General features: G+C 62.8%; 31 protein-coding genes. 15 read left to right on the forward strand and 16 right to left on the reverse strand.

Annotated elements, in window-relative coordinates; translation table 11 throughout:
- Positions 1-463: 463 nt before the first annotated feature.
- From D6Z43_RS16320 to D6Z43_RS28805, 5 genes are all read right to left on the reverse strand, one after another.
- Positions 464-832: a hypothetical protein gene (locus tag D6Z43_RS16320; RefSeq protein WP_120653190.1), complete on the reverse strand. Its 369-nt coding sequence runs from the start codon at positions 830-832 to the stop codon at positions 464-466.
- The gene (locus D6Z43_RS16325; protein ID WP_256660870.1) at positions 829-3,069 is read right to left on the reverse strand and encodes a VapE domain-containing protein; all 2,241 of its coding nucleotides are present in this window, start codon (positions 3,067-3,069) and stop codon (positions 829-831) included. Before D6Z43_RS16325 ends, D6Z43_RS16320 begins: the two co-directional genes overlap by 4 nt.
- Entirely contained in the window at positions 3,062-3,286 is a 225-nt protein-coding gene (locus D6Z43_RS16330; protein ID WP_120653191.1) for a TraR/DksA C4-type zinc finger protein, read from the reverse strand. Before D6Z43_RS16330 ends, D6Z43_RS16325 begins: the two co-directional genes overlap by 8 nt.
- Positions 3,279-3,794: a phage regulatory CII family protein gene (locus D6Z43_RS16335; protein ID WP_120653192.1), complete on the reverse strand. Its 516-nt coding sequence runs from the start codon at positions 3,792-3,794 to the stop codon at positions 3,279-3,281. Before D6Z43_RS16335 ends, D6Z43_RS16330 begins: the two co-directional genes overlap by 8 nt.
- A 312-nt stretch (positions 3,795-4,106) precedes the next feature.
- Complete coding sequence (locus tag D6Z43_RS28805) at positions 4,107-4,376, reverse strand: YdaS family helix-turn-helix protein (protein WP_120653193.1); 270 nt, start codon at positions 4,374-4,376, stop codon at positions 4,107-4,109.
- Positions 4,377-4,483: 107 nt separating this feature from the next.
- Between D6Z43_RS28805 and D6Z43_RS16345 the strand changes: the two genes are divergently transcribed.
- From D6Z43_RS16345 to D6Z43_RS16385, 10 genes are all read left to right on the forward strand, one after another.
- Entirely contained in the window at positions 4,484-5,248 is a 765-nt protein-coding gene (locus D6Z43_RS16345; RefSeq protein ID WP_120653194.1) for a helix-turn-helix transcriptional regulator, read from the forward strand.
- A 140-nt stretch (positions 5,249-5,388) separates the two neighbouring features.
- A complete protein-coding gene (locus tag D6Z43_RS27950; RefSeq protein ID WP_162945850.1) occupies positions 5,389-5,565 on the forward strand; it encodes a hypothetical protein in 177 nt (58 codons plus the stop codon).
- The gene (locus tag D6Z43_RS16350; RefSeq protein ID WP_120653195.1) at positions 5,562-5,882 is read left to right on the forward strand and encodes a hypothetical protein; all 321 of its coding nucleotides are present in this window, start codon (positions 5,562-5,564) and stop codon (positions 5,880-5,882) included. The genes D6Z43_RS27950 and D6Z43_RS16350 overlap by 4 nt, the downstream gene beginning before the upstream one ends.
- Positions 5,879-6,472, forward strand: coding sequence for a hypothetical protein (locus D6Z43_RS16355; RefSeq protein WP_120653196.1), 594 nt, complete (start codon positions 5,879-5,881; stop codon positions 6,470-6,472). The genes D6Z43_RS16350 and D6Z43_RS16355 overlap by 4 nt, the downstream gene beginning before the upstream one ends.
- A 10-nt stretch (positions 6,473-6,482) precedes the next feature.
- Complete coding sequence (locus D6Z43_RS16360) at positions 6,483-6,773, forward strand: phage antirepressor KilAC domain-containing protein (RefSeq protein WP_120655288.1); 291 nt, start codon at positions 6,483-6,485, stop codon at positions 6,771-6,773.
- Entirely contained in the window at positions 6,763-6,954 is a 192-nt protein-coding gene (locus tag D6Z43_RS16365; RefSeq protein ID WP_120653197.1) for a hypothetical protein, read from the forward strand. The genes D6Z43_RS16360 and D6Z43_RS16365 overlap by 11 nt, the downstream gene beginning before the upstream one ends.
- On the forward strand, positions 6,932-7,384 hold the full coding sequence (locus tag D6Z43_RS16370) for a hypothetical protein (RefSeq protein WP_120653198.1): 453 nt from the start codon (positions 6,932-6,934) through the stop codon (positions 7,382-7,384). The genes D6Z43_RS16365 and D6Z43_RS16370 overlap by 23 nt, the downstream gene beginning before the upstream one ends.
- Complete coding sequence (locus tag D6Z43_RS16375) at positions 7,381-7,728, forward strand: pyocin activator PrtN family protein (RefSeq protein WP_120653199.1); 348 nt, start codon at positions 7,381-7,383, stop codon at positions 7,726-7,728. Before D6Z43_RS16370 ends, D6Z43_RS16375 begins: the two co-directional genes overlap by 4 nt.
- 50 nt (positions 7,729-7,778) lie before the next feature.
- Positions 7,779-8,471: a hypothetical protein gene (locus tag D6Z43_RS16380; protein WP_120653200.1), complete on the forward strand. Its 693-nt coding sequence runs from the start codon at positions 7,779-7,781 to the stop codon at positions 8,469-8,471.
- Positions 8,468-9,013: a phosphohydrolase gene (locus D6Z43_RS16385; protein WP_120653201.1), complete on the forward strand. Its 546-nt coding sequence runs from the start codon at positions 8,468-8,470 to the stop codon at positions 9,011-9,013. The genes D6Z43_RS16380 and D6Z43_RS16385 overlap by 4 nt, the downstream gene beginning before the upstream one ends.
- A gap of 311 nt (positions 9,014-9,324) precedes the next feature.
- Here D6Z43_RS16385 and D6Z43_RS16390 read toward each other — a convergent pair whose 3' ends face one another.
- Positions 9,325-9,882, reverse strand: coding sequence for a hypothetical protein (locus D6Z43_RS16390; RefSeq protein ID WP_162945851.1), 558 nt, complete (start codon positions 9,880-9,882; stop codon positions 9,325-9,327).
- Positions 9,883-10,022: 140 nt separating this feature from the next.
- On the opposite strand from D6Z43_RS16390, the gene D6Z43_RS16395 reads away from it, so the two are divergent.
- The 3 genes from D6Z43_RS16395 to D6Z43_RS16400 are packed head-to-tail and all read left to right on the forward strand — an operon-like array spanning position 10,023 to position 13,164.
- Positions 10,023-11,843: a DNA cytosine methyltransferase gene (locus D6Z43_RS16395; RefSeq protein ID WP_120653203.1), complete on the forward strand. Its 1,821-nt coding sequence runs from the start codon at positions 10,023-10,025 to the stop codon at positions 11,841-11,843.
- Positions 11,840-12,184 carry a hypothetical protein gene (locus D6Z43_RS28395; protein ID WP_256660871.1) on the forward strand — a complete coding sequence of 115 codons (345 nt, stop codon included), beginning with the start codon at positions 11,840-11,842 and terminating at the stop codon, positions 12,182-12,184. The genes D6Z43_RS16395 and D6Z43_RS28395 overlap by 4 nt, the downstream gene beginning before the upstream one ends.
- A gap of 20 nt (positions 12,185-12,204) precedes the next feature.
- The gene (locus D6Z43_RS16400; RefSeq protein ID WP_371924226.1) at positions 12,205-13,164 is read left to right on the forward strand and encodes a tyrosine-type recombinase/integrase; all 960 of its coding nucleotides are present in this window, start codon (positions 12,205-12,207) and stop codon (positions 13,162-13,164) included.
- A 34-nt stretch (positions 13,165-13,198) separates the two neighbouring features.
- On the opposite strand, the gene D6Z43_RS16405 is transcribed toward D6Z43_RS16400, so the two are convergent.
- From D6Z43_RS16405 to D6Z43_RS16415, 3 genes are all read right to left on the reverse strand, one after another.
- Positions 13,199-13,540, reverse strand: a complete 342-nt coding sequence (locus D6Z43_RS16405; RefSeq protein WP_120653205.1) for a hypothetical protein — start codon at positions 13,538-13,540, stop codon at positions 13,199-13,201.
- An 8-nt stretch (positions 13,541-13,548) separates the two neighbouring features.
- On the reverse strand, positions 13,549-14,022 hold the full coding sequence (locus tag D6Z43_RS16410) for a Panacea domain-containing protein (protein ID WP_120653206.1): 474 nt from the start codon (positions 14,020-14,022) through the stop codon (positions 13,549-13,551).
- A 413-nt stretch (positions 14,023-14,435) separates the two neighbouring features.
- Entirely contained in the window at positions 14,436-14,654 is a 219-nt protein-coding gene (locus D6Z43_RS16415) for a hypothetical protein (RefSeq protein WP_153919656.1), read from the reverse strand.
- 181 nt (positions 14,655-14,835) lie between these two features.
- Here D6Z43_RS16415 and D6Z43_RS16420 point away from each other — a divergent pair, with 181 nt between their 5' ends.
- Entirely contained in the window at positions 14,836-15,774 is a 939-nt protein-coding gene (locus tag D6Z43_RS16420; RefSeq protein WP_120653208.1) for a class I SAM-dependent methyltransferase, read from the forward strand.
- A 366-nt stretch (positions 15,775-16,140) separates the two neighbouring features.
- Here the strand turns inward: D6Z43_RS16420 and D6Z43_RS16425 are convergent, their stop codons facing one another.
- The 7 genes from D6Z43_RS16425 to D6Z43_RS16455 form a co-directional block, all read right to left on the reverse strand.
- Positions 16,141-17,028, reverse strand: coding sequence for a transporter (locus tag D6Z43_RS16425; RefSeq protein WP_120653209.1), 888 nt, complete (start codon positions 17,026-17,028; stop codon positions 16,141-16,143).
- 75 nt (positions 17,029-17,103) lie between these two features.
- Entirely contained in the window at positions 17,104-18,165 is a 1,062-nt protein-coding gene (locus D6Z43_RS16430; RefSeq protein WP_120653210.1) for an NADH:ubiquinone reductase (Na(+)-transporting) subunit F, read from the reverse strand.
- A 10-nt stretch (positions 18,166-18,175) separates the two neighbouring features.
- On the reverse strand, positions 18,176-18,535 hold the full coding sequence (locus tag D6Z43_RS16435; protein WP_120653211.1) for a phenol hydroxylase subunit P4: 360 nt from the start codon (positions 18,533-18,535) through the stop codon (positions 18,176-18,178).
- Positions 18,536-18,592: 57 nt separating this feature from the next.
- Positions 18,593-20,119: an aromatic/alkene/methane monooxygenase hydroxylase/oxygenase subunit alpha gene (locus tag D6Z43_RS16440; protein ID WP_120653212.1), complete on the reverse strand. Its 1,527-nt coding sequence runs from the start codon at positions 20,117-20,119 to the stop codon at positions 18,593-18,595.
- A 34-nt stretch (positions 20,120-20,153) separates the two neighbouring features.
- Positions 20,154-20,423, reverse strand: coding sequence for an MmoB/DmpM family protein (locus D6Z43_RS16445; RefSeq protein ID WP_077524328.1), 270 nt, complete (start codon positions 20,421-20,423; stop codon positions 20,154-20,156).
- A complete protein-coding gene (locus D6Z43_RS16450) occupies positions 20,420-21,415 on the reverse strand; it encodes an aromatic/alkene monooxygenase hydroxylase subunit beta (protein WP_120653213.1) in 996 nt (331 codons plus the stop codon). Before D6Z43_RS16450 ends, D6Z43_RS16445 begins: the two co-directional genes overlap by 4 nt.
- A gap of 54 nt (positions 21,416-21,469) precedes the next feature.
- Positions 21,470-21,727: a phenol hydroxylase subunit gene (locus D6Z43_RS16455; protein ID WP_120653214.1), complete on the reverse strand. Its 258-nt coding sequence runs from the start codon at positions 21,725-21,727 to the stop codon at positions 21,470-21,472.
- Between the two features lie 383 nt (positions 21,728-22,110).
- Here D6Z43_RS16455 and D6Z43_RS16460 point away from each other — a divergent pair, with 383 nt between their 5' ends.
- Complete coding sequence (locus D6Z43_RS16460; protein ID WP_120653215.1) at positions 22,111-23,835, forward strand: sigma-54-dependent Fis family transcriptional regulator; 1,725 nt, start codon at positions 22,111-22,113, stop codon at positions 23,833-23,835.
- Positions 23,836-23,899 lie beyond the last annotated feature (64 nt).

Consider the following 23,899-nt stretch of genomic DNA (forward strand, 5'->3'; position numbering starts at 1 on the left):
CGGCGCGGTGGCCGGGGTTTTGGGGGAGGCTTGCTGCTCGCGCACCTCTACGAAGTTAGCGACTTTATACCCCCTGATTCTCATGGCAGCTAGGGGGAGGAACTGCCATAGGCGCAATGTGTACCTAATGTGCCCGCAATGCGTACCCAATGCGTACCTAATAAGTTACCGCTGGCTATTTGCGCCGCAGGCGCATTCCCCACTTGCCCCACTGCTCTATCAGGTTGGACACCGCTACACCCCGCATCCTTACTGACTGTTCCCCACCTCCCCACCTAAAAGTAAAAATATCTATCTTGTGGGAGCGCGCACACGCTTGCGCGTGTAGACACGCGCCACGTCTGCACATACGTGCCCTTGGGAAAGGTGGGGAGGTTGGACGCAACCAGCAATGCCGCGCCTTTCGCGCTGCCCCACATACGAATCAACGTATGGCAGGTGGGGTACAAACGAAAAGCGCGCCTCATGCGGCGCGCCTCCTGATCAGCTGGTCCTCTATCGACACGTGCGCGTCGTGAAGCCTTCGGTAGTACTGGGGCCTACTACAGCCACATGCTTCCCACTTCTGGCACTCGCGACTGTCGTAGTTGGTGTAATGCTCGATCACAACCTGGTGTTCCTTAACCGGTAGATGCTTGTTGACGATCAGCTCGATCTCCGCTGCTCGGTCCAACAACACCCGTGAGCCCCGCGTACAGCGGATCAGCTCTCCCTTGTTGGCAATCAGGGTAGCAATCATGCTGCCGCCTCCGCCACCGAAATCACCACCAGGTTCCGGCCCATGCAGCTCGGCCGCCCAGAGACGCAGCGCCTCGTCGATATAGTCGATCATAGGGCCGGCTCCCGATCCGCCAATGCCATCTGGCCTGGACTCTTCCAGCTCTCTGGCCGCATGTAGGCATAAGGCCGGACACCCCCACGACCGGCTGGCGCCAGGCGGCGCCTGCGCCACTTGAGCCGGTGCATGATCTGACCGAGCCGGGTCTGCTCAGGCCGCCCCCAATGACCAGGCTCGATGTTCAGCGCCTTCTCCAACAGAACGTCACCGCTCACACTCTCGCAAGGGTTCGTCTGCAGGTAGCTCACGATGCGGGGCTCCCAGAAGTCACCCTGGAAGCGCACGTCCTGCTCGGCCTCGAACATCACCTTTTCATCATCCTGCGGCCACCAGGGCTCACCAGCCAGGTACAGCTGCAGCGCCTCGGCAAGCAGCTGATCCCGCACCGCTCGCAACCCAGCCAGATCCACCTTCATGCACAGCACCGGCCAGTAGCGCCGGTTGCCAGTCGGATCGCGCAGGTACTCGTCCTGGTTCGTCGTGCCGGCGAACACGCATTGACGTGGCAACCGGATGTTGCGCCGCCCGTAGCTGGGCCGGAACGTGTCGACGGAGGCACCGAAGAACGACTTGGCCTTGGTGCTCTCCACCTTGTTCAGCGCATCCAGCTCGGCCAGCTCGACGATCCACATGCCCTGGATCTGCTGATAGGCATCCTTGTTGCCCAGGTCGATGGGCGTGTCCATGTACCACTCACCGCCCAGCACCCCGAGCGCCGACGACTTATTCAAGCCCTGCTCACCTTCGAGGATGATCACGCAGTCCGCCTTTGCGCCCGGCACCATCACCCGCGCAACCGCCGAGATCAGATAGCGCATGCCCACCGCGCCGGGGTACTCATCATTCCCCGCCAGCGGCACACCGCCCAGGTAATCGCGCACCCACGTGCTGAGCCGGGGCTTGCCATCCCACTTCAGGCCCTGCAGATAGTCGCGCACCGGGTGGAACTGGTTCTGGTGAGCAACCACGGCCACCGCCTCCAGCACCGCCATCGACTTCACCAGCAGCCCGTACTGTTCCGCCAACCAGATGGCCGTGCGCGTGTCGTCGAGGTCTGACCACTCCCCAGCACGACCGCCATAAGGCGTGGCCCTGCGCTTCACGGTTCGGCCAGCGAAGACATCCTCACCGATCACGCCTTTCCAGCGGTCATCGTTCTCCAGAATCAGCGAGATATTGGCCGGATGGGGCAGCAGAGCCCCCTGTTTCGTCCGATGCAACCCCGCCAGCCAGTCCGCGTCAGCACTCGGCCGCACAACCGCCATCACCTGGCGGCGCACCGCATCCATGCCCTCGGCCAGGTGCAAGTCGTTGAAGTCAGTCCACTTGTCGTCGCGCTCCCCGCTGAACACTGGGAACACCACCCGACCGCCAACCACAGCAGCCGCGTGCTCGGCCTTCTCAATGCCAGGGTTCCAGGGCTCCTGCTTGTGATTCGTCGTCTTCCAGTCGTCATCGGCGCAGAACAGGAACTGCCGACCGGGGAAGCGCTCGCGCAACGCCTCGGCTACCGGCATCAAGTTGCCCGCTGTGAAGGCTGCGCAGGTGCAGAGCCCGGTCGCCAAATGCACGCTGGCCGCCGTGGCATAGCCCTCACAGATCAGCACCGCCTCACCCGGCTCCGGGTGTGGGCCAAGCAGATGGAAGGCCCCGACCGGGTCAAGGCCCGGCGGCCAAAAGCGCTTGCTCAGCCCGTCCTCGTCCGGCTGGCCGAACAGCACCTGCAAGCCGACTACCTGATCATGCACGTTGATCATCGGCACCAGGGCAGTGTCGGGCTTGCGGCCGAACTTCAGCCCAACAGCCGGCACCGCCTTGCGATCCAAGTACGCACAGCGCCCACGTTCGGGCAGCGTCTCCCACATCCGCGCAGCACGGCGGCGCGCCCGGGCTGCCCGGCCGGCGCGCTTCGCCTCTTCCTTCTGCTTGGTCGCTTCCACGCGGGCCTTGATGACCTTGCGATCCTCCTCGGTCATCCGCCCGCCTACAGGCTTGAGCTTCTGGAATGAACCCTTCTCACCTTCGCGCCACGAGCCAAACGCCCCGGCGTAGAAGGTGCGGCCCTCGTTCACATGCTCATAGACCACGTAGAAGCCGGTTTTCGTCCTGCCCTTGTCGCCCTCGGCACGGCAGCGCACACGCTTGCCGATGATCAACGGCATGTCAGGGTCCAAACCGCCGGCCTGCAGCTGAGCAAGCACGTCGTCGAGCAGTTCGTGACGATCAGCCATAGATCACCGCCCTTGTCCGGTCATGCCGGCCCTGACACTCGATGCAGCGAGTGCAGCCTCGTCCGACCAGAGCCAGACGACGCCCCTCGGGGATCTCTTCCCCGCAATCCTCGCAATCCTCTGCCACTGCCCCGCCTTGGGCAGGCTGGCGCGCCGCGATCTGCTGCTCCAGCTGGAGCAGCATTGCGTCGTTGGCCATATCCACAATGTCACTCATGGGTGCTGTCCTCCGCGTGCTTCTTGCGTACGGCGGCGCCCAGCTTGAACACGGCCTGCACCAGGCGCTCGGCGTATGCCTCGAACTTGGCCAGCTCGTCGACATCGATCCTGTCGTCGTTGTCCAGGCTCGCACTGAGGTGCATGGTCAGCTCACCCTCATTCCTCAGCATCTCACTGATGCCGCTCAGCAAGGCCTTGGGCGTGTCGGTCTCGCGCAGGTCAGAAATGTCGATACCGACCCAGCCAATCGGGTACAGGATCGATTCGATGATGCGACCGTCACGGGTCGCATCAAGGATCAGCTCCAGGTCGCGGATGTTCGGGGTGTGCGTGGTGTTGGTGAGGCTCAGCTTGTGATTGAAGGTGGTGGGGTTGATATCCCCATCAATGGCCGCGATGGCAGTGGCGCCACCGGGATAGTCGCGGGCCGCGTGATGCAGGGCCTGCGGAAGGGTCAGAATCGTTCGTTTGGCGCGCTCGGCATATCCGATCCGGGCTCGGGTCATGGCAGTTGCTCCCTAAGTCTGCCAGTGACCGCGCCGCACCTGATTGCTACAGTTGCGGCGTGGTCACCTACAGGTGGTCATGTGCAGATGGCGGCTCTGTGGTGGAAAGGCCATCTGCTCCCCAGTAGGCGAGGCGCTCGCTCCGCGAACGCCCCGCCGAAAAAGCCAGCTGCTCTGTGGTGGAGAGGCTGGCAACCCAGAGCCTCCGTGCTCTGGTTCGGGGAAGCGGGTCAGCTCGGCTTGGTGTACTTGGTGTGCTCGAAGCCGATCTGCCCCGCAACCCCACCCCCGGTGGTGACGAGGGCTAATCGACTATGCAGCTGTCGCCTGCTCTGTTCCTGATCCAGGAATAGGGAAGATTTCGGGAAGGTCAGGCCGAATCTCGTGGGGTAGAACGGCGCCACCCACAGCCCTGGATACTGCGGGGACTCGCTCGACCGGAACTCGGCCAGATCGAATCCACTTCCAGACGTGAGCCTGCTTCACTGTGCCGCCGCACCGGCGGGCCAGTTCAGACTGGTTGTTGTTGCAGATCTCCAAGATCCGCACCAGGGCAGGTGTCGAAGGTCCGGTGGTCTCCATTTCTAGCGTCTCTGTGGTGGTTGAGTCTCAAAATTACAACCTTAGCTATTGCAAGTCAACGCTTTGGCTTTTTGCCCCGCTACAACCAAGGGTTTAGGATTCATGGCATGGAAAAGCTAACCACCGACAACCTGGACTCTCTCGCTGCTCGCATGAAGCATGCGATGACTGAGCGCAAAATCACCCAAGAAGCGCTCGCTGAGCTAGCGGGTGTTTCGCAGAACACAATCCACAAGCTCACCACCGGGAAATCCCAAAGCACGCGAAAACTGGTCGAGATTGCCCAGGCTCTGGGCGTATCACCGACTTGGCTCAGTACCGGCGAAGCCACACTGGCCGCAGCTGTCGCTCCACGGGATGGCGGCCCCCTGATTCTTGAGCCACTTGTCCCCTGGGACGATTCGACGCCAATGGAAGAGGACGAAGTAGAGTTGCCTCTATACAAGGAAGTAGAGATTGCGGCCGGCGCAGGGCGCACGGCAGTACGACCAGTCGAAGGCAGGAAGCTGCGCTTCTCTTACGCCACGCTTCGATCCTCTGGAGTGGACCCCAAGACAGCCATATGCGCCCCGATAAAGGGCAACAGCATGGAGCCGCTAATTATGGATGGCTCCACTATTGGGATTGATACCGCAACCAAGAGCGTCATCGACAGCGAGATCTACGCCATCGAGCACGACGGAATGCTGCGCGTAAAGTTCCTCTATCGCCTACCCGGCGGAGGGCTCAGGCTGCGCAGCTTCAATAGGGAAGAGTACCCGGACGAGGAGTACACCCCAGGCCAGATCGAAGAGCAGAACCTGACGATCATTGGCTGGGTGTTCTGGTGGTCAACCGTCCGACATCGCCGAGCCCCAACCCTGGTCCGCTGAAAACAACCGACCCCGCAATTGCGGGGTTTTCTTTGCCTTCGCTATACCGCCCAGAACAATTTACAACCTTAGCTATTGAAGCGGAGTAACAACCAAAGCTATATTCTCCTCGTCTCTCCACCACAGAGCCGAGGTAAACCATGCACACCACCGCAACACTGCACGTCCACCCGGCGTGCGCCTCAAACCGCAAGCTGATCGAGCGCCTGCAGGCTGATACCGGCCTGCTCGTCGTCATCAATGGCGGCAAGCCCAAGCTGCAGAAGCGCGCTGCGCCTGTCACCTCCCACAACCCCTGGGGAGGTGATGCAGCATGAAACCCACCAGCGAAGAACTGATCCTGCAGGTCGTCAGCACCTGCATCTTGATCGGCACCCAAGGTAATTGGATTCCCCAGCTATCGCTGATGCCGACCTACCATTCACTGAGCGTTTACATCTATCCGCAGGGATACTTCGACCTGCCAGAAGTGGAGCAGGAGCGGATTGAAACGGCTCGCTTCAGCGCTTACTACACTGGCCGTGGCAGCGACCTACAGGGCGAAGCCAAGCAAGAAAACGGGCGACAGCAGCTGATAGACCTGCTCGCCTGGCTGCAGGACTTCCTCTCCCTCACCGGGGAGGACGCAGCATGAGCCGCTTCTCCCTCAGCGATCAGGATCTGGTGCGCCTTGCTGGCCAGCTCAGCCTCAACGGCACCTTCAACCACAACGCCCGGTCTGCCTACAGCGACCAGGTGCTGCCCTTCAAGCTGAAGGTGGAACAAGGCGGCGCTATCGTCTCCGCCACCGTCCTGGTGGGCGGTGAACGCCACACCCTCAGCCTTGAAGCGGCTGACCGCACCAAGCACCACACCCTGGCCGACTTCATCGACGCTATCGCCAACGGCACCGTGGACAGTGCCGAGCCGGCCCCGCCCCGCATCATGCGGCAGGTCGACGAACCCGAGCCGCTGATCACCTCCGAGCAAGCCGAGCAGTTGCACCACCTAGTCCGCTACGGCGGGGCCATGGATCTGGAGGTGGGTCTGGAACACCCCATCCGCGTGGCCCTCCACCGCACTTACAACTCCCCAGGCTTGACCGCCATCCTCTCGCTCGGCTGGAGCAAGCCGCGCACCTCCTGCTTCACGATTCGGGGTCACCACACCGAACTGTACAAGCGTGTCATGCAGTCCGCTGAGCACCTGGCGTCCGCCGGGCGCCCGCAGACCAAGGCAGCGTGAGGTGACTGCCATGGCGAACACGCTCAAGTACACAGCTGAACGCCTCGGCATCGGCCATCGCAAGCTGATGGAAAGGATGCGAGAGAAAGGACTGCTCACTCCCCACAACCTGCCTGCCCACCCAGACCGCGACAAAGAGTTCCTTGTCACGCGGGAAAGCAAGTGGTTCGACCCAAAACACGGCCATCAGTACCCGCGCACCACCCGCGTAACCGATGCCGGCATCCCCTGGCTAGCACAGCAACTCGGCATCGAGCGACCGATGCCAGCACTCAAGCCGGACCCACGCGATGCCGCGTGATTCCGGCCCCTGGCCGCGCCACTACGCAGCTCACATCGTGAGCCTGCCCACCCTGGCCGAACGCCGTGCGGCGTTCGACAAGGTGCCGAAGGAGTGGCGCGAGCTGGTGAAGAAGCAAGTGGAGATCGCCTGGAACCATCCAAGTAGGAAAGAACCCCATGGACAGCAAACTGATCGATGAAACCCTGCTCCAGGTGCTGCAGCTACCCGAGGCCAAGAGAACCCCGGAGCGCATCCTGAGCCACCTGACCCTCGCAGCCACGGCCGCAGATGCCAAGCTGCACGGCGCCTCCCCGCTCCAGCTGGAGCACATGAAGCTCGCCGCCGCTGTCGGCCATCTGGCCGGCGAACTGGGCGAAGGCTTCACCTACCGCACCAACTTGCGCCTCGGCCCGGACCTGGAAGGCCTGGAGCTGTGCGCAACCATCGAAGCACGCACCGTCGGCGCCGAGGGCCCCCGCTGGGTCGCCTTCGGAGGATCGGCCGAGCGCGTGCTGGCAACCCTTCGCCGCGACATGGAGCAGCACGGCAAGACCATCGAACAGCGCTCCCCTCGCCGCAGACGCAACGACAATCCGTTGCGCCATCTGCCGAGGGAGCGCCGCGCATGAGCCCTCAACACGACAACCAGCAGCGCCTCAACCTCCTCGCCCAGCCCCGCCCCATGACGGTGGACATGCTCTTTCGCATGTTCGGGACGGTGCTGATCCCGCTGGAGGACGTGCGCACAAGGATGTTCCGCAACCTCAACGAGAAACGCTTTCGCGCCATCGTCGGCACCCATCGCCTGCCCATCCCCGTCACCACCGTGGATGCCAGCACCAAGGCGCCGCCGTACTTCGATATCCACCACCTCGCCGCGTACATCGAACAGCGCGCCAACCTCGCCGACGAGGACTTGGTGCGCACGCTGAACCGCTCGGAAGTGCCGGAACTGGAAGCCGAGGAAGACTGATCCACCCACCGCTGCCACCACCAGCGGAACACCACACCAAGGAGCACACCATGGAACTGACCACCGAACAGATCTACGCCCTTGCCGTAATCCTGCTCGTGATGACCGCTCTGATCGCGGCTGCCTACTGCACCGGCCTGAAGACGGGCAAAAGCGCTGGGTTCGAGCAAGGCCGAACCACCGCAACCAAATACTGGAAACCCTTCTGCCGCAACCTCCGCAAGGACCTGCTCAATGTCGAGGCTCAGCTGGACAGCCGCAATCGTGAGGCGCGAGCCCTACGCCTCAACATCGAACAGGAGACCTCAGACCACAAGGCGGTCGAGCGCGCCCTGCGCGAGGAGCTGACCGAGGCCCGCGCCTACGCCCTGACCTGGGACGACCAGCAGACGCTGATCAAGGCCACCCGCCAGCTCGGCCTCGCTGCCCAGCAGTTCGCCCGCTCCGGCAGCAGCAAGAACAATAGCGCGGCCATCCACCGTGACGCCCTGTCGGCCTTGGCAGCCAAAGTGCAGGCCGCCATCGACAGCGGCCACGTCCACCCGGACACCGAGCTGATCGAGTGGCTGGACCGCGAGGCTACGGTCTACGGGCACGGCGAGGAGTACGTGCAGATGCACTTCCAGCTTGCAGCAGATCCGACCGGCTATAGCCACATCCGCGACGTGCTCAAGCTGGCCAAGCAGCAGAGCGAGGAGATCGAGCAGAACCACGCCGCCATCCTGCAGGAGGCCGCAGCATGACCTGGATTCTCACCCGCAGCGGCAAGCGCTTCGACCTGCTAGAGCCCAAAGCCAAGATGGTCGACCCCGCCGACATCGCCTACAGCCTTGGCCAGCTCTGCCGCTTCAACGGCCACACCGCCAAGCACTACAGCGTTGCCCAGCACTCGTACATCGTCGCGGACCTGGTGCCGGCCGAATACCAGCTGCAGGCCCTGCTCCACGATGCGGCCGAGGCCTACGTCGGCGACATGGCCAGCCCGCTGAAGAAGATGCTGCCGGAGTTCCGCCAGATCGAGCTGCGGATCTGGCACGCCATCTGCGCCCACTTCCACATCGAGCCCGAGCTGCCAGCCTGCGTCCACGACGCCGACCTGATCGCCCTGGCCACCGAGCGCCGCGACCTGATGCCTGCCCACCGTGACGCGTGGGAATGCCTCGCCGGCACCCAGCCCATCGCAGCCCGGATCACGCCGTGGAGCGCGGCCGAGGCGACGATCCACTACCACAACCGGCTCCATGAGTTGTTGAACACCACTCACCGGCGGAGGGCTGCCGCATGACCCTCGCCACCCACTGCACCCAAGCCCCGGCCGCGCGAAAGCGCGGCGGCGGCCTCGCTCACATGCCCCAGGATTGCGCTGTGGCCACCGGCCGCCAGCAGATGCCCGAGGGTGGCGAGATAAACAGCCTCTGCCGCGCAGCGGCAGGCATCATCCCTACCCTATCCAGCGCCCGCGCAAGGGTCGGACACCCCACAACAGGCGTGCGCCGTGCCGCGCAAATGGGGACAACGCTCCGCTCCCCTTTTCGCCCGCACGCGCAGCTTGTTGAGGGGTATGCGCACCCTGCCTGTACGCAGAAAACCCCGAGATCAAGGGTGATGAGCCGCCCACACCTTATCGCCAACCGTAGTGCTATAGCGCTCCAGGGCCGCCTGCATGTCGAGAACGGCCTGATCGCAAACCTCAGCCAAGTTTTTTGCACCTTCAGCAACTGTCGGAATGCCGGCGAGGTGGCGCTCCACCTCCTCAATCAGAAGACTCATGCGGCGCTTGTGCTCAATCCAGTGATCTGCAAACCCAAGGTCGGCAAAGGACGGGTAGGCGAACTTGCAGACCTCAGCGTAAGCGTCCTTCAGACGCCCAAAGTAAAGTCGCACGTTGTGATGGTTTGCAGCATCGGCCTCCAAGCAACCCGCAATCGCATGGACAGCATGACTGGCGTAAGCGGACATGTTGAAAGCTTTAAACATGTAGTGGTACTCCCGGCGCTGCCGCTCTCGCTCATTACCTCTACCCTGTCGGTGACTGATCCAAATAGCCGCCAGGATTGCCCCGATGCTCCCAAAGGCTTGAACCCAAGCCGCCACATCATTGGGCAACCAGCCATGGCGAACCCAGTAGGCCACGGATCCCACCAGCAGCCACATGCAGGCCGCTCCAAACATCAGCCACCACAACGCTCCCAGACTGCGCTCGCGAAGCTCAGAACCCCTCATGCAATCAAACCTCTCCTTGTAAAGGAGTTGAGCTTGCCGGTTGTCGCATGCCACGTCCACGGGGGTGCTGCATGAGCGCCTTCCAGCCCCACCTCCACGCCCTCGCCAGCCAGCAGGCACTCCCTTTCGTCCATGAGCTGTACGTTGACCTCTTCGCAGGGGCCGGCGGTGCCAGCAGCGGGGGTGCACGGGTCTACCGTGACCCGGACATCGCCATCAACCACAACCCCATTGCCATTGCAGTCCACCGGGCGAACCACCCCAATACCCGGCACTACATCACCGACGTGTTCGAGGTCGACCCGCTGGAAGCCACTGGCGGGCAACCCGTCGGCATCCTCTGGGCATCTCCGGACTGCCGCCACTTCAGCAAGGCCAAAGGCGCCGCACCCCGCAGCCGCCGAGTCCGTTCGCTGGCGTGGGTGGTCGTGCGCTGGGTGCATGCCACCAAGCCGCGTCTGTTCTTCCTGGAGAATGTCGAGGAGTTCCAGGACTGGGGCCCGCTGGACGACAACGGCAAGCCGATCAAGGCGCTGGCCGGCCGCACCTTCAAGGCCTTCATCGCCTGCCTGTCCACCGGCATCGACCCGAACCACCCGGACCTGCCCGAGATCCTTGAAGCTATCGGACAGTGGGTGCCCGAGGCCGCACTGGTACGAGGCCTGGGCGCAAACGTGGAGTGGCGTGAGCGCCGGGCGTCCAATGCCGGTGCCCCGACCATCCGCAAGCGCCTCTTCATGGTCGGCCGCACCGATGGACGCCCGATCATCTGGACCCAGCCGAAGCGCCACGAGAAGCCGAAGAAGGGCCAGCTGCCATGGCGGCCAGCGGCCGAGTGCATCGACTTCAGCGATCTGGGCAAGTCGATCATCGACGAGCGCCTGGTGGCCAACACCAACCGTCGCGTGGCCAAGGGCTTCTGGCGGCATACCGTCATGAGCGACAACCCGTTCTTTATCCCGCTCAGCGACCAGTCGCTGGCCGCCGCGAACCTGACCGAGTTCGCCAACGCCAGCAATCAACGCACCTTCAACGCCCTGGAACCACTCCGCACCCAGGTCGCCCAGGTGAAGGGCGGGCACTTCGCCCTGTCGGCAGCCCACCTCACCCACCTGACGCACCACGGGGACCGCAGCGGCTATCCAGTGACCGAGCCGACCCGCACCATCACCGGGGCGAACCGGGGCGAGCAGGCCCTGGTAACGGCCGCCATGGTCACCCTGCGCAAGGGTTCCGTCGGCACTGCCCTGCCCCAGCCGCTGAACGCCATCACCACCAACTCGGGGCATCACGCACTCGCTGCGTGCCACTTCGAGCAGGCCAACGGGGGCTTCTACAACGGAGACGGCCGGTCGGCCAACGACCCGACCAGCACCATCTGCGGGAAGAGCAACCAGCGCCTGGCCAGCGCCTACCTGGTGAAGTACTTCAGCACCGGAGGCAACACCCGGGCGCTGACGGAACCGACCAGCACCGCCACGACCAAGGATCGGATGGCCCTAGTGACTGTGGTCCAGGTGCCGGCGCTGAACCTGCCGCCGGAGCTGCTGGAGAAAGCCAGGAAGTGCGCCGCCTTCCTGCACAAGTACCTGCCGGAGCACTTCCCCCAGCTGGTCGACCTGGTGCTGCTGGGCGACTACGTGCTGGTGGACTTCACCCTGCGCATGCTCAAGCCGCAGGAGCTGAAGCTCGCTCAGGGCTTCGACTCGGACTACATCATCGACCGAGGACTGTTCGAGGACCCGGAGACCGGTGCCTTGGAGTGGAAGGAGATCAAGGTCACCGACCAGATCAAGCTGATCGGAAACAGCGTCTGCCCGGACGAAGCCGAAGACCTCATTGCCGCCAACGCGGCCGACATCATCGACCTGTATCAGAGGATGGCCGCATGACTGCAACCGCCGAAGAACTGGGCGCGTATCCGGTGGACAAGGTGCTGGAGGCCAAGCTGGCCGAGCTGGTCGGCACCACTCAGAAGGCCCTGGAGCGCAAGCGCGAACGCAAGATCATCCCCGAAGGCGTCTGGCGGAAGCTGGACGGCCGCATCATCTACAGCATCAGCAGGTACAACGCATGGCTAGAAGGCCTCTGGATCTCCCCGCCGGCATCGAACTCGTCGGAGAGCGAATCCGCATCCGCTTCAACTGGAAGAAGGTCCGCCGCTGCGAAACCCTCCCCTACCCCCAGACGCCCAAGGGGATCGCAGCGGCAGCTGGTCTACGTGATCAAGTAGTCCAGCTGGAGCGGATGGGGATGCTCACGGACGAGAAGTACCTGGAGCTGTTCCCCAACACCAGCTATGTGCTCCACCAGCTGGTGCCTACGTTTGGCGAGTTCTCCCAGCTCTGGCTCAACAGCCGCGAGCTGGTGAAGAACACCCGCAACAACTATCGCCGGGCGCTCAACAGCTACTGGATGCCGAAGCTGGCCACCGTGCCTATGCCCGACATCAGCTCGCTGATGCTGCGCAAGATCGTCCAGGACATCGACTGGCCGTCGACGACAGACCGGCGCTTCGCGGTGAACACGCTCAGCGGGATTTGCAAGGCGGCGCTGGCCGATGGGGTTATCGGGCACAACCCGGCTAACGCCATTCCGAAGGTGAAGGTGCAGAAAAAGGAGATCGATCCTTACAGCCAGGCCGAAGCCGACCAGGTAATTGCCCATCTGTACGCCACCCTGAAGGGGAAGCTGCGGATCTACGCGACCTATTTCGAGCTGGCCTTTTGGACAGGCATGCGGCCGTGCGAAATGATGGCGTTGCGCTGGGATGCGGTGGATCTGGAGAGGAGGCGGCTGCGGGTGAGCCGGGTGATGGTGGACGGCGAGATCCACGAGCGGGTGAAAACCAAGTACGCGCGGGATGTGCTGTTGAACGACCGGGCGATGAATGCCCTGGAGGAGGCGCGACGGTTGAAGGTGGAGGGTGGATCGCCCTTCGTCTTCCCGCCGGCGGATGGAAGGAGCGAGTTCATCCGGTCGGAGAACACGCCGAAGGAACACTTGAACACCGGACTTAAGGCCCTAGGTATTCGGCGTCGGCGCCAGTACGCCGCGCGCCACACGTACGCCACTATCTGCTTGATGGCCGGGATGACTCCGGCGTTTGTGGCGAAGCAACTCGGACATAGCGTCCAGGTGCTGCTCGATACGTATGCGCGCTGGATCGACTCGGATTCGGACTTTCTCGAACTGGAAAAACTCAAGGCTTGAAGGTACGGGGCGCATGAGCGCCTCACCTTCCAGGCTATGACATGCGCTTGTTTACGTAGCCGGTCATGGCGCTTGAGAGCAACGCGGCTCCAAGGAGCGTCTGAAGCTTGTCCAGCTTCTCCGGAGACAGCCACTGACATTGCGCTGGCAGGATCATGTGGAGCACAAAAACCGCCACCCCAAGCATGGTGCACCCCAATATGCCCCAAAGCAGGATGATCGCGGCGAGGTTTGCATGATCTCGGAATTTTTGGTGGCGGCCGTGTTCCTGCTTCTTACCATCCTTGTCGAGATCGTCGTTCGCCTCAAATGCAACGGCCTCGCTACGAGCGAGGCCGTCAGAGTATTGAGAGTTATCCGGCTCAAATGCAGCCATGCCGAACCCTATAGCGAAGAGTGGGTAGGCTGCGCCAGGAGATGGCGGTAAAAGTTCTCAATCAGATCATTGGAGATCGTCGAGTTCTGCCCGAACCGCTCCCACGTGATCGACCAAGGAGTCCCTGGCTTGTGCGTGGCAGCGGAAAGAACCACTGCATCGTGAGGACCGTAGGTGTTTACGACGTGGTCCATGACGGCACGTTCTGCATCCGAGAAATGATGGGGACGAGCACCAGCCACCATTGTCACGGGAGCACTCTTAAAACCGCGAACCGAGTTGTATACCGAGCGGATGACGGGACCATAGCGCCATGCTTCGACGGTTTCCTCAAGCAGAGGCACGCCATGGCGCCCAAGCATGACACCGTGAGCAATGTAGACCAGCTTGATGAGCTGCATCGGTGTTACAGCCGGGTCGCGAGTCTCTTGGCAGCGGCTCAGGATGTACTGCGCTGCCGCCAATGATTTAACGAAGCTCATTGCACCTCCTCACTACCAAAACGTTGTACAAAATGGCGCTGGATTCTGCACCACCCTAGCTTTCTGTCAAGCACTTTTCCTGCTAATTATACTGTATACGCATACAGCACTCAAGAAGACTGTCTTTTACACACTAGCATCTAATCGGTAAGCTTCGCGTCCACGTTTGCTGTGGCCGTCCTACCCGAGCACGTCTGTTTATAGATGTTCAAGATGGCTATCAAGGTACAGATTTGGTACAGTGCGCGCCCTCAGCAGTGCTAAGCACCTGATCTGCAAACGAAATTATTAGCGGTTGCGGCCTACCAAAAGTAAGCCCCGACCACTCATGAAAAGCCGGCCACAAGCCGGCTTTTTTATTGCCTGGGAAAAAGGCCGTTCAACTCCCTCACGCAGTTTCTTCTCTAGGGAACTCAACCCCGACGTCGAAACGACAGTTTCAAGGGTGGCAGCGCCATCTTCAGGATGTAGCCCCAGAGGCCGAACACCAACGGCCCACCGGCCAGCGAAAGCGCACGCGTGGCGAGCGTTGCGCCCTCCTCCATTGCGCCGCTGATGAGGACCAGTCCCAACCCCAGCAGCGCCATCATGAACAGGAGTCTGGCGAGGTAGACCTTGACGGTCAGCAGCATCCAGACCCACTTCATGCGCCGCCGTCGGACTGGGGCCTTGCTTGCTTCCGGTACGTCCATCACCGCCTCACATCCCTGCCGAACGCGACATACCGGCGAAGTGCCGCCCGCCTGGCCACGCAAACCTGACGGAATGCTCGGGTTAGAATGCCGCCCCCGCTCATTCCAGAACCGCCCCGCCATGAACCTCGACGCTATCGCCACCCTCGAACAGCAACTGACCGCCGCCCTGGAGAATCCGCCGGACGAGATCCGCCGCGTCTTCCACGGCCGTGGACGGCGCTGGGTGGGGTTGGAGCATGTCACGGTCGACTGGCTACAGGGGATCGTGCTGGTGTCGTTGTTTCGCGAGGTGGGCGAAGACGAACTCGCTGCGCTGCGGGCCATGTTGCTCGGTCTCACCCGGTCGCCAGCCTGGCAACGCAGCGGCGCCCGAACGCTGCTGATGCAGCATCGCTACCTGCTGGAAAGCACCGTGGAGCTGCTGTGGGGCGAGGCGGTGGATGAGTGCGTGGTCAGCGAAGCGGGTCTGCGCTTCAAGCTGGACCTGGGCAAGAAGCAGAACAATGGTCTGTTCCTCGACATGCGCTACGGCCGTGACTGGGTCCGTGCCAACGCTCGGGGCAAGCGGGTGCTGAACCTCTTCGCTTACACCTGCGGCTTCTCGGTGGCGGCCATCGAGGGTGGTGCCGAGCATGTGGTCAATCTCGATATGGCCAGCTCGGCCCTCAGCCGCGGGCGGGATAATCACCGGCTCAATGGACATGACCTCGGTCGCGTGAGCTTCCTCGGTCATGAGCTGTTCAAGTCCTGGGGCAAGGTGAAGAAAACCGGGCCTTACGACCTGGTGATCATCGACCCGCCGTCCTTCCAGAAAGGCAGCTTCGCCCTGACCCGCGACTACCAGAAGATCCTGCGCCGCCTGCCAGAACTGCTGACCGAGAACGGGGTAGTGCTGGCCTGCGTGAATGATCCGGCCATCGGGCCGGATTTCCTCATCCAGGGGATGGCGGCGGAAGCGCCGGAACTGCGGTTTGTGGAGCGGCTGCAGAATCCACCGGAGTTCGAGGATATCGATGCGGATGCGGGGTTGAAGGCGTTGGTGTTTCAGCGGGGGTAATTGCTGGGGCCAAACGGGGCTCCGCCTCCCTCTCCCCCGGCCCCCGCTCTGCGCCCCGGCCTGATCGCTTCGCGCTCCGGCGTTCATCGGCACCGGAAGCAATGCTTCCGAGAGCGTGCCTCTTCACCCCTGAAGAGGAGAGGGGTGACTCGAGCCGGCGTGGCCCTGCCCAAGGCACACTCCCTGTAAGGGTGAATTCATTCGCGAAGCAGGACGCAGTCCTGCCATGACACGTGGCCCAATACCGAATGGGGGCTTCGCAGCCCTCACCCCAACCCTCTCCCGGAGGGAGAGGGGGCTGTCCGTGCCACGGAACGTGCAACCTGTAGGGGCGGCAGGACGCAGGCCTGCCCACGTGAACAGGCGCTAGAACGGCACCGTCAGCTTCAGCCAATAGGCATCGCCTTCCGCGCGGTTGCGCACCTGCATCTCCTGTTCCCACTTGGCGGTGAGGAACCAGCCATCCTTGTTGCTGTACATGATCGATGGGCCGATTGAGAAGGCACGGCCCTTGTTGTCATCGATGCGCTCGCCATCCTGGCGGTCGTCAGTGGTCTGGCGATAGTAGTAGCCGCCCACGCCGAGTACCCAGCCATTGCCCATGCCCCAGCCAACGGAATAGTCGAAGTGGAATTCCTGGCCGGAGCGGTAGTCGGTGGCAGGGTTTTCCCGATTGAAGTCGTACATCAGTTTCACACTTGCGTTGAGCCCGGCGGGGTCGACATATGAAATCGCCCATACCGGCTCGACGGTCCAGTAGTTACGTCCGATGTTGGCCAGGTCCCCGCGGTCGTACTCACCTGTGGGTGCGATGAAGTCGAGGGCGAAGATGCTGTGCAATTTGTCGCTGTGGTGAAAGCCGAGGGCGGGGCCGAAGATGATGTCGCCAAGGCCCTTCTTGTGCTGGGACTGGCCATTCACATCCACCTTGAGGTCGACGAAGGGCACCAGCGCGGCGAAGGCCAGGTTGCCGCCGAACAGCTGCTGCTCGCTCACCCAGATCAGGCGCGGCGCGACGACGTTGGCGCGCACGCGGAAATCCACCGGCAGGCTGCGGCCATCGTTACCGCGCAGGGTGTCGGCTTCGTAATGAGTGGAGAACACCTGGCCGTAAAAGCCCGGTGGCGGCATGGCGCCGGACATGTAGTTTTCGGCGCCCATAGGATAGGTGGAGCCTCCACCTTCGGTGGCATGGGCGACGTGGCCGAAGGTGGCAAGGATGCAGCAGGAAAGGACACGCAGTTTGGCGCTCATCAGCAATACCTTCTTGTTTTTATGGGCGTGAGCCGCCGTCCGCGCACAAGGCGCGGAGCGACGGATAAAGCGGAGTCAGATGCGCTTGAACAGGGCTGAGCGGGTGCTCTCGCCGGCGCCATCGGCGGCAGTCAGGAAGCGCTCCATGAATATGTCGCGCTCGAACAACCGTCCCTGCATCAGCGCGGTGATGGCTGCGTCGATCATCGGCGGCGGCCCACAGAGGTAAGCCTTGTTGCCGGTGAAGCGGCCGTCGAAATGCTTCTTCGCCGCGTCATGCACGTAACCGCGGAAGCCGGTCCAATCAGTGTCTTCCGCCGCCTGACTGAGGGACGGTACGTAAGTGAAGTTCTCGTGCTCTTCGGCAAGGCGCTCGAAGAGTTCACGGTTGTAGAGTTCGGCACGGGTACGGGCGCCCTGGAACAGCGTCATGCGCCGTGTGTCCCCCTGCTCCAGCAAATCGAGAATCATCGATTGCGGGCTGGACAGCCCCGAGCCACCGGCGATGAAGATCAGGTCGCCGGCCTGGGACCCGCGCACGAAGAACTGGCCATAGGGGCCGGAGAGTTCGAGCGCATCACCCACCTTCAGGCCGTCATGGATGAAGCCGGTTGCCTGGCCACCCTCCACCAGGCGGACGTGCAGTTCCACCTCGTCGGCACGGCTCGGCGGGTTGGCCAGCGAGAAGGCGCGGGTGCCGTCGATACCCGGAATCTGCAGGTTGATGTACTGCCCGGCCTGGAACGCCATGGGACGGTCCAGCTTCAGGCGCAAGCCCTTGATGGTAGGCGAGAGGTCGTCCAGCGCGATCACCGTCGCGCGGTAATCCTGCACGGCGTGGCCGGCGAAATCCGGGTCGACGTCGATGTCAGCCTCGATCACCAGGTCACTTTGCGGAATCGCGCAGCAGGCCAACACCTTGCCCTCGTCGCGTTCCATGTCCATCAGGGCGAAGGGCGACGCGGCGCCAACATCCACTTCGCCTTCCAGCACCTGCAGCTTGCAGGTGGCGCAGGTGCCATGGCCACAGGCGAAAGGCAGCCAGACGCCCTGGCGCAGGGCGGCCTGGAGGATGGTCTGGCCTTCCTCGACTTCGATTTGCTCGCCGGTGGGTTCGATAGTGACCTGATAACTCATGGCGACCTCCTCAGTTGAAGCTGCCGTTGAGGCCATCCAGGCCAGGGGTGAAAAGACGCAGCAAGCTCTTGTGGCCAATGCCATTGGCGGCCAGCCCAGTCGTCAGGTCGGGTTGGAACTCCGTGTCATCGAGACGCCAGCTGGCCTTGGCGAAGTCCACCTTCGCCGCATCCGGGTGCGCAGCGATGGCCGGCTTGACCACCTGCTCGATGAAGTCGGCGAAAGGCATGTCCGGCGGCAGCGGCAAGGTGAAAGGGGCGCAGAACATCAAGTGGCGTTCCCAGCAGAGATACACCAGTTGCAGGCCGTTGAAGTTTTCCTGGCGGTCCAGGGATTGCGCCGCATAGGCGCCGATGGCAGTCACGGGCATGACGCTGTCCTTCTTGTAATGGGGTGGAAGGCGGGCGCGCAGCACCCGCCACGGGACTCAACCGGCCTTGGGGAGGTCGGCGGGCTTGTCGCCCTGCCACTCTCGCCAGCGCTGGTGCTCCGGCGAGTCCTGGTAGTCGAAGTTGTCCTGGCCGAAGGCGATGTTGTAGTAGTCGCGCACCACCGCCTCGACATCTGCGCCGCCGCAGTTGCCCTGGAGAATCTGGTGCACCGGAAGCCAGGCCTGGACGTACTTCTCCGGCTCGTACTGGAAGATGTCGCAGCAGCCGTCGGAGCAGAAATGGAAGCGCTCGCCGCCATGCACGACACTGCGATGGCTTAGCGTCGTATCCGCATCCGGCTCGGTGAAGGCCAGCGGGATCTGGCAGATCTGGCAGAGCATCGGCAGCGTGTTGTTGTAGAAGCGTTCTCCGCGCGCCTGCATCTCGCGCCATTGCTCATAGCGCGGACGGTAGATGCGGTCGAAGGTGTCCGGGTACTTGGCCGAGAGCCAGCCCAGTTCCTCGTCCGTGGGAATCCAGGTGTGGAAGTTGGTGGCCTGGCTGTACTGGTAGAAGATCGACCAGGCCTGGTGGCTGATGTGCTCCTTGCCGATGGTGGTCTGCTCGACGTACTTCGGCGGGCGGATGCCGTAGCGTTCCAGATCCTTGAACAGCGCGCCGCCGGCCTGTTCGTAGTACACCTCCCAGGCCTCGGCCCAGGACATGACTTTGTTCGGCAGCATGTAGTCCATCATCATCCCCACCAGCGTCAGCAGGCGGTAACCGCGCCAGAACCACTTGTCGATCCAGCGCTGGATGATCGGCACGTTGTCCTCGTGCTGCTCCAGCAGGAACTTGATCACTTCCAGGCCGAGGGTCATGTGCCGGGCCTCATCGGATTGCGCCGAGAAGCCGAAGGTGACGGTGGCCATGTCGCCGTTGTAGGCGGCACCGGACATGAAGGGCACGAACAGCAGGTTGGTCAGTACGTACTCGAACGAGAACGAGATGGCCGTGAGGAACTCGAACGGGCCAGCCGTGCGGGCGTCCTCGAAGAAGGACTTGGGCACCGAGAGGAACCACACCCGATCGTGCATGTGGGCGAAGTCATGCAGGCCGTTGAAGTGTTTGTTGTAGTGACTCATGGCGTGAATCTGGGTCTGCACGTGGCGCAGTTCGTCGATCGCCTGCATCTGGCAGGCAACCCGCGCCCCGGCCCCGCCGAAATGCCGGCCGACTCGGGCGAAGCCCTGGTAGGCCTGGTACTCCAGCGGAGTCACGCCGCAGAGGAACAGCTTCAGCGCATTGACGTAGCGCGCGTCGGACAGGTTGGTATGGCCATTGTTCTGGGAGAAGGCATCGAAGATCGCGTAGAGCTTCTTCTCCTTCTCGGCCTGGTACTTCCAGTAGGCGTCCATGGTCAGGCGGAAGGGGTCCTCCCACTTGTCCCAATCTGTGATCTTGATGCCCTCGAAGCGCTCATAGGGGTAGATATCGTCCTTGCTCTGGTAGCTCGGCTCCCAGGCCAGGTCGCGGGTCAGGCAGCGGTACTTGTCTTTCTGGTTCAGGCGTTTGGCGGCCATGGTGGCTCTCCCGATTCTTGTCGTTGTGCGCGGGTCAGTTCCAGTGCAGGGCGAAGCGGTCTTCGTCTTCCTCGACGTTGCCGCCGAGGGTGATGACGTCGATGAGCATTTCCTGCACGTCCCACTCGCGGCCGAGCTTTTCCTCCACCGTGGCGCGATTGATCTCCAGGCGCTGTTCGGCCTGGACACGGATCATGGCCGGCTGGTGCTGGATCTCGGCGTGGGGGTTGTCCTGGACGATGGCCTCGACGATGTAGCGGGCGTTGTCGTTGTCCTGGAAGGCGATGTAGACGAGGGAAGTCATTGCGCGGCTCCTACAAGGCCGATTTTCTTCAGGCGGGCGGCGAACTCGCCGGCCACGGTGTCGAGGGCGACGCTACCGGGGCCGATGTTTGCCAGCGGCGCCAGGGCTTCCAGGGCGCGGGCCTGCCACTGACCGATCCAGCCTTCGACGAGCTGGCGGTTATCAACGCTTTCGCTGGCGACTGTTTTCACCAAGGCATCGACCCAGCGCTGGGTCTCGGCGAACCAGAGGCGCATGAACTCGGTGAGCATCCCTACCTGGCCGGCACCCTGGGCGCAGAGCTGTTCATCGAACTTGTGGAACAGGAGCGGGTAAAGCAGGCCATCACTGACCAGGTTCTGCGCCAGGGTCAGCTCGAACCAGTCACGCACTACCATCGTGTCTTCCACGTAGCGACGCAGGCCCTGCCAGGCCGGATCCTGCATCCACTGCTGCTTGGCCTCGGCGAGCAGGTCGGTGCCACCGTCATCGAGCATCAGGCCGATGCGCGACAGGTACTGGGCGATACCGAGTCGGTCCATGGCCTGGAACATGTGCAGCTGGGTCAGGCTGGTGCCGAAACCGTCGGCGGCGATGCCGCTGTTGTTCATGTTGGCGCCGAGCTCCGCATGGCGCAGGGGCAGCAGCAGGCGGGCGATCTGATCGCGGCTGGCGGCATCCAGACCAGCCAGCAGGTTGCGCTTCTCGCAGAAGGCGTAATCGTGCTCGGCGTTCTCCTGCATCCTGGCGCGAGTCTGCACGTAGGCGCCGTAGTAGAACTGGCGTGGGTCGCTGACGGCGTACCAGTCAGCCATGCGAATGGCGGTGCGGGTGGCGTCGTTGAGCAGCTTGTCCGGCTGCCACAGTGGGCGGTAATGGAAGTTGGTGGCGGCCTCGATGTCGAAGCTGGCCTCCTGGTAGCGGCTGGCAGGCTTGTCGCCGAAACGCCGGCGGGTGTGGCTGAAGGTCTGGCGGATCGGCTCGGCCGTTGCCGTCTTGATCTCGATGCTCATGCAGGGCGTCCTGTACTTGTTGTTGTGGGGAGTCGGCGCGTCGTGGTCAGGCCATCAGTCGGCCTGATCGCGGCTCTCGCCGTAGCGCCACTTCTCCATGTCGGCGTCGATGGCTTCGGCCATCTCCGCATCCATGTGCTGAACCCGGTTCTGCTCGCAGAAGCTGGTGAAGGCTGCGCGTGGCAGAACCAGTTCGACGAAGAGGTCGGGATAGCCGATGGCGAAGTCGAACTCGACGAAGACGGCGTCGGGTTCGCTGCGCACCCGGACGTAACGCGGCAGTTGATCGAAGCGAGTCTGTTGCTGGCTCATGCAAGGCAACTCCATGGGCGGGTTGCCAGGGGCAGAGCAACGGCTGTGCCAGGGCCTTGAAAAACCCACAGAAATAAACACAAGGCATTGTTATTAATGGATTTTTTACGAGTTCTTCGAGAACAGGACGAATCGGGAACCACGGCTCTCGTCCGATGGCTTTTCACCATTTGCTCAATCGCCGGAGTGCCCTTGAGCAAATCACCAATCGACCTTCCCCCACGCGCACAGGCGATTGACTTTTCACCGGCTTTCAGGCCGCTTAGAAAAAGAGCACGGCCACACCTTGCGTCCTCCGGCCGTCCGGTCGAACCCTTTTAACCGCCTGCCTGAGCGGTGGTTCGCCGGCTTCCCCGTACAAGAACAATCTGGGGTGCAACACGATGAAAGTTGATTACAAGGCGTCGGAGCACAGCCCGACGCTGAAGGACCTGACCGACCGCATCCGCTTCCTCGACAACGAGGGCAAGATCTGGCTCGACGAGCAGCGCATGCTCCTGCTCCAGGCCGCCGCCATGGGCTCCTTCCGCCGCGAGCTGGTGGACATGCTCGGCGTCGAGCGCGCCAAGGGATTTTTCCTGCGCCTGGGTTATCAGTCCGGCCTGAAGGACGCCGAACTGGCGCGCAAGCTGCGCCCCGATGCCGACGCGGTGGAGATGTTCCTCACCGGCCCGCAGCTGCACTCGCTCAAGGGCATGGTCAAGGTCAACCCGCTGGAGATGAACATCGATATCGAGAACGGCCAGTTCTACGCCGACCTCGAATGGCAGAACTCCTACGAGGTGGAGAACTGCCGCGCCGAAGGCATGTCATCCGACCAGCCGGTGTGCTGGACCTTGCTCGGCTACGCCATCAGTTACTCGTCGTTCTTTCTCGGTCGCCAGGTGCTCTACAAGGAAGTCAGCTGCCGTGGCTGCGGCGACTCGCGCTGCCGCATCATCGGCAAGCCGGTGGAGGAATGGGAGGACGCCGAGGAGTTCATGCGCTACTTCCAGTGCGACCCCATCATCGAAGAACTCCAGGCCCTGCAAGTACAGGTGGCCAACATGCGCCAGCGCCTGCAGCAGGACGCCGGGCAGTTCTACGGCATCGGCAAGGCTCCGCTCTACCGCAGGGCTTGCACGCTGATCGACAAGGCTGCGCCAGGCAAGGCTTCGGTCCTGCTGCTGGGCGATACGGGAGTCGGCAAGGAGGTCATGGCGCGCAGCCTGCACTTGCGCAGCGAACGCGCCAGCGGCCCCTTCGTGGCCCTGAACTGCGCCGCGATCCCGCCGGACCTGATCGAGGCCGAGCTGTTCGGTGTCGAGCGTGGCGCCTATACCGGTGCCCAGCACTCGCGCATGGGCCGCTTCGAACGCGCCAATGGCGGCACCCTGTTCCTCGACGAAGTGGTGGAACTCACGCCGCGCGCCCAGGCCAGCCTGCTACGCGTGTTGCAGGAGGAGGAACTGGAACGGGTCGGCGACTCGCAAACTCGCAAGGTTGATGTGCGCGTGGTCGCCGCCACCCACGAGGACCTGGCCAAAGCAGTCAAGGATGGACGCTTCCGCGCCGACCTCTACTATCGGTTGAACGTCTATCCGGTGTTCATTCCGTCGCTGCGCGAGCGCAAGGAAGACATTCCGCTGCTGGTGGATCACTTTCTATCGCGGCTGCATACCGCCTACGGCAAGACCACCCTGGGACTTTCCGACCGGGCCCTGGAGGCCTGTATGCGCTATGACTGGCCAGGCAACATCCGCGAGCTGGAAAACCTGGTCGAGCGTGGCGTGATCACCACCGACGCCAATCAGAGCATCAGCGCGGATGCGCTCTTCCCGCACCTTTCTCACGAGGCCCATAGCATCGGCCTTTCCAGCGATGGTGAGCTGGTGGAAGCGACGCCGAGCGTCGAGCCGGATTGGGTTGAGCGCCTGATCGACAGCGGCGTCACCCTGGACACGGTCGAAGAGGCGCTGATGCAGGGGGCGATGAAGCGCGCCCAGAACAATGTCTCGGAAGCCGCACGCCTGCTCGGCATGACCCGCCCGGCCCTGGCCTACCGCTTGAAGAAGCTGCCGGCGGAAGACGCGATTGAGCAAATGAGCAAACGCCCGCGCCCGGGTTGACGACCTGATCAAGCCGGGTGCCTTGCGCACGGCATCCGGCTCTTTTTAATTTATTTGCAATCAA

Origin of the sequence: Pseudomonas sp. DY-1, from assembly GCF_003626975.1 — a bacterium.
Classification (GTDB): domain Bacteria; phylum Pseudomonadota; class Gammaproteobacteria; order Pseudomonadales; family Pseudomonadaceae; genus Metapseudomonas.

Coding starts and splice junctions, on each gene's coding strand:
- D6Z43_RS16320 (WP_120653190.1), bottom strand. CDS start 832: ATGATCGACTATATCGACGAGGCGCTGCGTCTCTGGGCGGCCGAGCTG.
- D6Z43_RS16325 (WP_256660870.1), bottom strand. CDS start 3,069: ATGGCTGATCGTCACGAACTGCTCGACGACGTGCTTGCTCAGCTGCAG.
- D6Z43_RS16330 (WP_120653191.1), bottom strand. CDS start 3,286: ATGAGTGACATTGTGGATATGGCCAACGACGCAATGCTGCTCCAGCTG.
- D6Z43_RS16335 (WP_120653192.1), bottom strand. CDS start 3,794: ATGACCCGAGCCCGGATCGGATATGCCGAGCGCGCCAAACGAACGATT.
- D6Z43_RS28805 (WP_120653193.1), bottom strand. CDS start 4,376: ATGGAGACCACCGGACCTTCGACACCTGCCCTGGTGCGGATCTTGGAG.
- D6Z43_RS16345 (WP_120653194.1), top strand. CDS start 4,484: ATGGAAAAGCTAACCACCGACAACCTGGACTCTCTCGCTGCTCGCATG.
- D6Z43_RS27950 (WP_162945850.1), top strand. CDS start 5,389: ATGCACACCACCGCAACACTGCACGTCCACCCGGCGTGCGCCTCAAAC.
- D6Z43_RS16350 (WP_120653195.1), top strand. CDS start 5,562: ATGAAACCCACCAGCGAAGAACTGATCCTGCAGGTCGTCAGCACCTGC.
- D6Z43_RS16355 (WP_120653196.1), top strand. CDS start 5,879: ATGAGCCGCTTCTCCCTCAGCGATCAGGATCTGGTGCGCCTTGCTGGC.
- D6Z43_RS16360 (WP_120655288.1), top strand. CDS start 6,483: ATGGCGAACACGCTCAAGTACACAGCTGAACGCCTCGGCATCGGCCAT.
- D6Z43_RS16365 (WP_120653197.1), top strand. CDS start 6,763: ATGCCGCGTGATTCCGGCCCCTGGCCGCGCCACTACGCAGCTCACATC.
- D6Z43_RS16370 (WP_120653198.1), top strand. CDS start 6,932: ATGGACAGCAAACTGATCGATGAAACCCTGCTCCAGGTGCTGCAGCTA.
- D6Z43_RS16375 (WP_120653199.1), top strand. CDS start 7,381: ATGAGCCCTCAACACGACAACCAGCAGCGCCTCAACCTCCTCGCCCAG.
- D6Z43_RS16380 (WP_120653200.1), top strand. CDS start 7,779: ATGGAACTGACCACCGAACAGATCTACGCCCTTGCCGTAATCCTGCTC.
- D6Z43_RS16385 (WP_120653201.1), top strand. CDS start 8,468: ATGACCTGGATTCTCACCCGCAGCGGCAAGCGCTTCGACCTGCTAGAG.
- D6Z43_RS16390 (WP_162945851.1), bottom strand. CDS start 9,882: ATGTGGCTGCTGGTGGGATCCGTGGCCTACTGGGTTCGCCATGGCTGG.
- D6Z43_RS16395 (WP_120653203.1), top strand. CDS start 10,023: ATGAGCGCCTTCCAGCCCCACCTCCACGCCCTCGCCAGCCAGCAGGCA.
- D6Z43_RS28395 (WP_256660871.1), top strand. CDS start 11,840: ATGACTGCAACCGCCGAAGAACTGGGCGCGTATCCGGTGGACAAGGTG.
- D6Z43_RS16400 (WP_371924226.1), top strand. CDS start 12,205: ATGCTCACGGACGAGAAGTACCTGGAGCTGTTCCCCAACACCAGCTAT.
- D6Z43_RS16405 (WP_120653205.1), bottom strand. CDS start 13,540: ATGGCTGCATTTGAGCCGGATAACTCTCAATACTCTGACGGCCTCGCT.
- D6Z43_RS16410 (WP_120653206.1), bottom strand. CDS start 14,022: ATGAGCTTCGTTAAATCATTGGCGGCAGCGCAGTACATCCTGAGCCGC.
- D6Z43_RS16415 (WP_153919656.1), bottom strand. CDS start 14,654: ATGCTGCTGACCGTCAAGGTCTACCTCGCCAGACTCCTGTTCATGATG.
- D6Z43_RS16420 (WP_120653208.1), top strand. CDS start 14,836: ATGAACCTCGACGCTATCGCCACCCTCGAACAGCAACTGACCGCCGCC.
- D6Z43_RS16425 (WP_120653209.1), bottom strand. CDS start 17,028: ATGAGCGCCAAACTGCGTGTCCTTTCCTGCTGCATCCTTGCCACCTTC.
- D6Z43_RS16430 (WP_120653210.1), bottom strand. CDS start 18,165: ATGAGTTATCAGGTCACTATCGAACCCACCGGCGAGCAAATCGAAGTC.
- D6Z43_RS16435 (WP_120653211.1), bottom strand. CDS start 18,535: ATGCCCGTGACTGCCATCGGCGCCTATGCGGCGCAATCCCTGGACCGC.
- D6Z43_RS16440 (WP_120653212.1), bottom strand. CDS start 20,119: ATGGCCGCCAAACGCCTGAACCAGAAAGACAAGTACCGCTGCCTGACC.
- D6Z43_RS16445 (WP_077524328.1), bottom strand. CDS start 20,423: ATGACTTCCCTCGTCTACATCGCCTTCCAGGACAACGACAACGCCCGC.
- D6Z43_RS16450 (WP_120653213.1), bottom strand. CDS start 21,415: ATGAGCATCGAGATCAAGACGGCAACGGCCGAGCCGATCCGCCAGACC.
- D6Z43_RS16455 (WP_120653214.1), bottom strand. CDS start 21,727: ATGAGCCAGCAACAGACTCGCTTCGATCAACTGCCGCGTTACGTCCGG.
- D6Z43_RS16460 (WP_120653215.1), top strand. CDS start 22,111: ATGAAAGTTGATTACAAGGCGTCGGAGCACAGCCCGACGCTGAAGGAC.